This is a genomic window from Nocardia sp. NPDC001965 (genome assembly GCF_053594175.1).
The window spans coordinates 1-6,688 of the sequence record NZ_JBSFDZ010000080.1; the positions used below are offsets into that span (position 1 = coordinate 1).

A 6,688-nucleotide genomic window follows, 5' to 3' on the forward strand; every position below is an offset into this window, starting at 1 on the left:
GCGATCGCCACCCGTTACGACAAGACCGCCACGTCCTACCGCGGGATGCTCGACCTGGCCACCCTGCTCATCTGGCTTTGAGGACACTCTCTAGTTCTGCTGCCGTCGCTGTCTCTACTCAAGCAGACGATGCAGGCCTGGCGGGTCCATGCCACGAGGTCCTTCGAATCTTTGCCGGTCTGCTCCGACCAGACCGTCGTCCAGAACGCCGACGATGCAATCACCCACACAAGCGAGTTGGGTGTGCCCTGCACAACCGAACCGGCCGCTATCGCTGTATTTCTGCGGCGGCGGTCTGGACCGCGGGTGGTCTTCTCGACGTACCATTCATCTCCGCAGATCGCTGCGGCACTTGCACTCGGACGGACGTCCCCGTTCGATCTGGTTGTCGCTGACGAGGCACATCGAGTTGCCGGTGACAACTCCACTGCTTTTAGAACGGTTCTCGAAGCTGACGCCATCAAGGCGCGCCGTCGTCTGTTCATGACTGCCACTCCGCGCTACTACACCGGTCGCGTCCGGAAAGCCGCGCTGGAGGCGGAACTGGAGGTCGCGTCAATGGACGATGCGACCAGATTCGGCGAGGTGTTCCACCGACTGAGCTTCGGAGAAGCCATCTGTCGAAAACTCCTGACCGACTATCAAGTCGCCGTTATCGGCGTGGACAACACGACCTACCGGGAGTGGGTGGAAAAGGGCACCTCGGTCATGCGCGAGGGTAAAGCCACCGACGCCCGGACCCTGGCAAGCCAGATAGGTCTGGCCAAAGCGATGCGTAAATACAACCTCCACCGGATCATCAGCTTTCATTCCCGCGTCGCCCGGGCCCGAGCGTTCGCCTCTGAGATGCCGGAGGTCATCAAGTGGATGCCAGCCGGCCAGCGGCCGAAGGGTACGTTGTGGACCGAATACGCCTCTGGGGAAATGACCGCCGGTGAACGACACGTACGGCTCCGGCGGCTGCGGCAGCTTGACGACGACGAGCGCGGTCTGTTGGCCAATGTCAGATGCCTTTCCGAGGGAGTCGATGTCCCGACGCTCGACAGTGTCGCGTTCATCGACCCCCGCCGCAACGAGGTGGACATTGTCCAGGCGGTTGGCAGGGCGATCCGACTAGCAGAAGACAAGACCGTCGGAACAATTGTCATTCCGGTATTCATCGATACCGAGACTGACCCTGATACGGCGCTTAACGATTCGTCTTTCAAACCGGTGTGGGACGTCATCACTGCGCTGCGGGCACACGACGAGGAGCTAGCTGAGCAGATTGACACTGCCCGCTTCGAACTCGGCAGGATGGGCGGTCGCACACGGCTTCCGGACAAGATACATCTCGACGTACCGACTCGAGTGGGTGCGAACTTCGTCCGTGCCTTTGATGTTCGGTTGGTCGAGAAGACCAGCGCGAAATGGGAGTTCTGGTATGGATTGCTCGCCAGCTACGCCGCCGCGAACGGCGCGGCACAGGTTCCTGTCGATTTCGTCGTAGAGGGCTTTGCACTCGGTCGATGGGCGAGTGTGCAACGGGGCATGTACACAAAGGGAACACTCAACGATGACCGCCGAGCCAGGTTGGAGGCGCTACCGGGTTGGTCGTGGGATTTCCTGTCGAACAGGTGGGAGGTCTGGATGGGCTTGATGAACGAATTTGTTGCCGAACATGGCCATGCCAACGTGCCGTTCCCCTACACGGTCGGCAAGTACAACCTCCGCAGCTGGGTCGCCATCCAGCGCGGAGAATACCGACAAGGGGTACTGTCCGAACAACGTATCCACGAACTTGAAGCTCTGCCGGGTTGGTTGTGGGACGTCGTTCAGGACATCTGGCAGCAGAACTACAACGCCCTCACGAAATTCGCTGAACGGGTCGGGCATGCCCGCGCCCCGCAGAAGCATGTCGAGAACGAGTTGAACATCGGGACGTGGGTTGCGGTTCAACGCAAAAATCGCGAGGAGATGTCCCCGGAACGGCGGGCCCTCTTGGAGGCGCTCCCTGGATGGTCCTGGGACCCCATCGCCGAACGGTGGGAAGAAGCTTACGCCGCCCTGGTGAAGTTCACCGAACGCGAGGGGTGTGCACGTGTCCCCAACTCACACCGTGAGAACAGCGTTCCGCTGGGGAGATGGGTCACACACCAGCGGAGCAAGCGGGACAAACTGACCGACGAGCAGTGTAAGCGCCTGGAGGCTCTTTCGGGCTGGAACTGGGACGCGCGGTCGGATAGGTGGCATCGAAAGTTTCTGCTCCTGCAGCAGTTTCAGCAGCGAGAAAGACACGCACTGGTTTCACAAGACCACATTGAGGACGGCATCAAGCTCGGATCGTGGGTCAACGAGCAACGCAACAGAAGAGAGCAGATCAGTGACGAACGGCGCGCGCTGCTTGAATCCGTGCCTGGGTGGGCGTGGGACCCGCATGCCACGGCCTGGGAGCGCGGATACCAGGCCTTGACTGAGTTCGCCCGTCGAGCGGGGCACGTACGTGTGCCCCCCAGGCACGTCGAGGCTGGCCTGAAGCTTCGCGTGTGGGTGGGTGAGCAGCGGGCAAACCAAGCAAAGATGCCCCAGGAACGCAGAACGCGACTCGAAGCAGTCCCGGGCTGGAGTTGGAACTCGATAGAGGACGCTTGGATGGAACATCTTGAGCTGCTGCGAGCCTTCGCTGCCAGGGAGCGACACACCAACGTCCCCGTGGACCACATCGAAGACGGATTGAAACTTGGACAGTGGACACGGCTCCGGCGACGCGAGCATACGAAACTCACGGCCCAGAGGAGAGCGCTACTGGAATCCGTCCCCGGCTGGTTCTGGGGTAGGAAGTCGGACTACGTCTGGAATCAGAAGCTTGGGCTTCTGGTGCAGTTCGTCGCTCGCGAAGATCACGCGCGCGTTCCCGACAATCATGTCGAAGACGGGGTGAAGCTTGGTAGTTGGGTGAAAGAGCAACGCGTGGCAAAGGCGAACATCTCCGCTGAGCGAAAAGCCAAATTGGAGGCTATGCCGGGATGGAGCTGGACAATCTCCCAGGATGTATGGGCTGAAAGGTACGACCTGGTAGCGAAGTACGCCTCTCGAGAGAGGCATTCCCGTGTCCCACAGGGCCACATCGAGGACGGGGTAGCCCTCGGTTCGTGGGTTGCAGTTCAGCGGCAGAAGCGCGACGCGCTGACCCCGGAGCGACGGACGAAGCTGGAGAACCTTCCCGGTTGGACGTGGAGCCCGCACGACGCACGATGGGACACTATGCATGAGCTCCTTCGGGATTACATCGAGGAGCATGGTACGAGCCGTGTGCCGTACGACCGCAGCTACAAGGGTACGAAGCTCGGCAACTGGCTAAGCCTCCAGCGCAGCAACTACGCGCAGGGCAAGCTGAGCACGGAGCGTCAGCACAGGCTGGAGAAGCTCACGGGCTGGAAGTGGACAAATTAGACCCAATCCGATCACACAGTAGACGGACGGGGCAGTCCGGAGGGTGAGGAAGTAGTTGCAATACCGCTGACAACACCTCAGCCCTGTAACCGGGCAGCCCGCGCTATCGAGGATCGGCCACGCCGGGTCGCAACACCCAGCTCGTAGGCGGTGGGAAGCTGATAGCTGGGCATATCACACAGTCGACTCCAACTCGCGCAGTTGAGTGCCGGTTGCGGTTCTTGTAAGGATTGACAACGACCATCCGTGCAAGGATTCCGGCAGAATGTGAGCCATATCGAGCACCACTGATTGGAAGGTGCGGTTGGGTGCGCTGAGAAGGCCAAGCAGGTGTTGTGCGGTACGAACATCGGTCCTCTGGAGCACGTTGTCGAATATGAGTAGTGTTGGCTCAACTTCGCCTTGCATGTCGGCGATAGCGATTGCCAGCTCGTAAAAGAGGCAATCGGCTTCGCCGCCCGAGAAACGGGGGCTACCCCAGTTGGTCAGTGCTGGTCTACCTGGCATCCGGATGGCTATGGCGTCCTCACGCAGGACGGCTTCTTCAATGCGACCACCTAACCGCTTTCCGAGGCGCGGCAGCGCGGCAGTCACGGTCCACGGGTCGACATTCAACCGCATAGATGTGTGCGGCGACCCCGGTTTCCGAGACATCGTCCTCTCCGGGACCGGGTCCAATCGTCAATGCCATGCAGTTCGGATTGGAGCACCGGTACGCCGCTCGCCGTGCCAGTATCTGACGTATCTTTTTGCCGAAGTCCGCCCGCCCGCTCGGGGTGCGCCTATATCCGCTCAACGGCAGACCAATTTCTCGCGATTCACCACATCGAGGGTGCTAGGTGCATGAGTCGCGTTATCCGACGGCATCGAGTCGGCTCAATGCCGTCACTCACCAGCGCATCGATGTGCTGCCCGACCGCAGACCCGAGCCTGGCGCGCATGAGTGGCAGTGTGCTCAGGCTCGTCGTGCGCTGCGGGGCGCACCACCGACGCCGATGACGGTCCCCGCGCGACGTTGGCTGCGATGCAGGACCTCGGATCGATTACACCGCTGTGGCCTCCGGCGAGCTGGGCCCAGTGCGATCTGTGGTTTCCCGCCGGTGGATGTTCCGCTGGAGTTCGGCATGCGGGGCGCGCCGCCGGTGCCGATGACCGGTCGAGGCACTCGCCCGGCACCGCACCGCGGTGGTAGTTGACACGGCGGTTGCGTGGCCACATAGTAGATGTGGCCTCAAGGGATGCCGTTCCCCGGCGCTCAACCGCCCCTGTAGTTGCGCCGATCCGGGATGAAGAAGCGTATTGCTCCGTGCCTGCAGCACTTTCGTGTACATTCGCGCGCCTTGCCAAGTTGCGCGCCTGACCATGCTGGGCGCTTTGGGCGGTAGTGCTTGGAATGGAGTTCAGATGCCGGCAGGTGGTCGCTTCGTTGCCGAGTGGCTTCGCACTTATCGGGGGTATACGGGTGAGTCCGTACAGCACGCATCGCGCTGGCTCGAGATCGATCGGTCGTCGCCGATTCTAGGAGTAGGCGGAGACCAGGCGCGGCTGGAATCACTGGTATTCACAGCGATGGCTGATGCCAGACTCTGGACTACGTACCCCTTTGCGATAGTCCGTGTGCGCCCGGCGGAGAACGGGGCATTGATAGTCCATCTCGATAGGTATGCGATCGGCTTCGACGGTTTGAACGATGTGGCGGAGGAAGTCTTCTTGTACATAGCGCCTCATGCCGATGCTGACGGTTCGCTTATCACTGGAATACCCGGGCTACGTGTGCGTCGAATGCGTGGTCGCGATCTGTTCTTGTCACTGCAGGGGACCGACTCGACGATTATCCTGCGCTGCGCCCGTGGTACGACCTGGAAGAGAGCTTTGGACTCGGTACACGGCCGGGTGGAGGGGGCCTCTTACCGCCCGCTGTGGAACGATCCCACTGTTTCTGCCGGCGAGGGTGACCATATCGCATGGAAAACTCGGGCATTCGGGCATCTTGAGTGGCTCGGGTCGGGACTGCTGCGGCGTGCAGGATTGTTCCACTCCACGACGAACGCCTTCTTCCGAAAAGGCTGGGCATGCGACAAGATGTTCAAGTTCGAGTTGACATCCTCAGCTAGCTCGGGGTCCTACCACGAGAAATTCATCAAACGACTCAGTGATCCCATTTGGGGAGTCCCACTCATAGCTCGAAAACACGAATGCTACTGCGACCGGCATCCATCACCAACGCGCATGTGCTGGATAGAACTGAAGCAGCCGGGGAGTACGGAGACCGTACTTCAACTGCGATTCGATCATGAACCTCTGCAACACAGTTCGGAATATCGCGCGAAATTTCAGGCTATCGGAGCTGATCCACTTTGGCTCGACCGCATTCTACCGCATCGCTTTCCGGCGCGGGAGGCTAGCGACAGCGGCTCGGTCGCCTCCCGTCATCGCCGCTCAGGCACAGGAACGCGGGTCTTGTGACCGCCAACTTCCGCTTCAACCGCCGTCGGCAGGGCGATCATGGCGTGTGGCTACTGGGGCCACTACGCCCACTCTCCCGTAACCAGAACGCGGTCTGCCGCATCCAGTGTGCGGGGGAGGAATTAGCCGCCGAAACGTGTACTGTGGCGGCATGCACACCAAATGTGTGCACACTTGCTGCAATTCCTGTGTTCTGATCCCCCTCCGGACACTTTTTCGACCCTCTGACCTGCGATTATGTCCAGGTTCCATAACTACTTTTGTGGCATAACCGCAGGTCAGGTTGGCGCGCGGGGGGTTCATGTCCTCTCCGGACACTTTTTTGTAGCATTTCTGCCCCGGCAACTGTGTCGTTGCACTTCAACGGAGTCGACTTTCGGATTCGAACAATGCCTTCGGGAGTAGAGGCTTCGACCAGGGGCACTGATGCCAGACTGACCATGCTCGCCTGCAGTGCTAACCGCGATAGCGGCAACCGTCAACCGGCTGTCAGGACGATTACCCAATCGTGAAGCCGCCCCGCCCATCCAATCTCCGGATAGGCGGGGCGGTTTCGAAACTGGTCACTCGCAGGCGACACCGTCCTTGTTGCGATCCAAATCCAGCCGATACCCGGGCTCACCCGCGTAGATCGGCGCGGCACCCGCGGCACGGGCCGCGTCGCAGTTCTTGTAGTACACACCGGAGGGCGCCGGGGGGACTGTGGATTTAACGGTGTTTCCGGCCTGATTCGCTGACCGGATGGTCAGCGGGAAGGTGCCGTGATGACGACACTTGACGCCGTGGCAAG

The 6,688-nt window shown here is 60.7% G+C and carries 3 protein-coding genes; 1 reads left to right on the plus strand and 2 read right to left on the minus strand.

Going from position 1 to position 6,688, the window contains the following annotated elements:
- Positions 1 to 99: 99 nt before the first annotated feature.
- The gene (locus ACWCPQ_RS34825) at positions 100 to 3,432 is read left to right on the plus strand and encodes a Helicase associated domain protein (protein WP_449907383.1); all 3,333 of its coding nucleotides are present in this window, start codon (positions 100 to 102) and stop codon (positions 3,430 to 3,432) included.
- Between the two features lie 174 nt (positions 3,433 to 3,606).
- Here ACWCPQ_RS34825 and ACWCPQ_RS34830 read toward each other — a convergent pair whose 3' ends face one another.
- Together ACWCPQ_RS34830 and ACWCPQ_RS34835 are read right to left on the minus strand one after the other, a co-directional pair.
- Positions 3,607 to 4,026 (minus strand): hypothetical protein, encoded by a 420-nt coding sequence (locus ACWCPQ_RS34830; protein ID WP_449907378.1) that lies wholly within the window; start codon positions 4,024 to 4,026, stop codon positions 3,607 to 3,609.
- 2,435 nt (positions 4,027 to 6,461) lie between these two features.
- Positions 6,462 to 6,688, minus strand: a 227-nt coding sequence (locus ACWCPQ_RS34835; RefSeq protein ID WP_449907380.1) for an excalibur calcium-binding domain-containing protein, incomplete at its 5' end; no start/stop codon positions are given.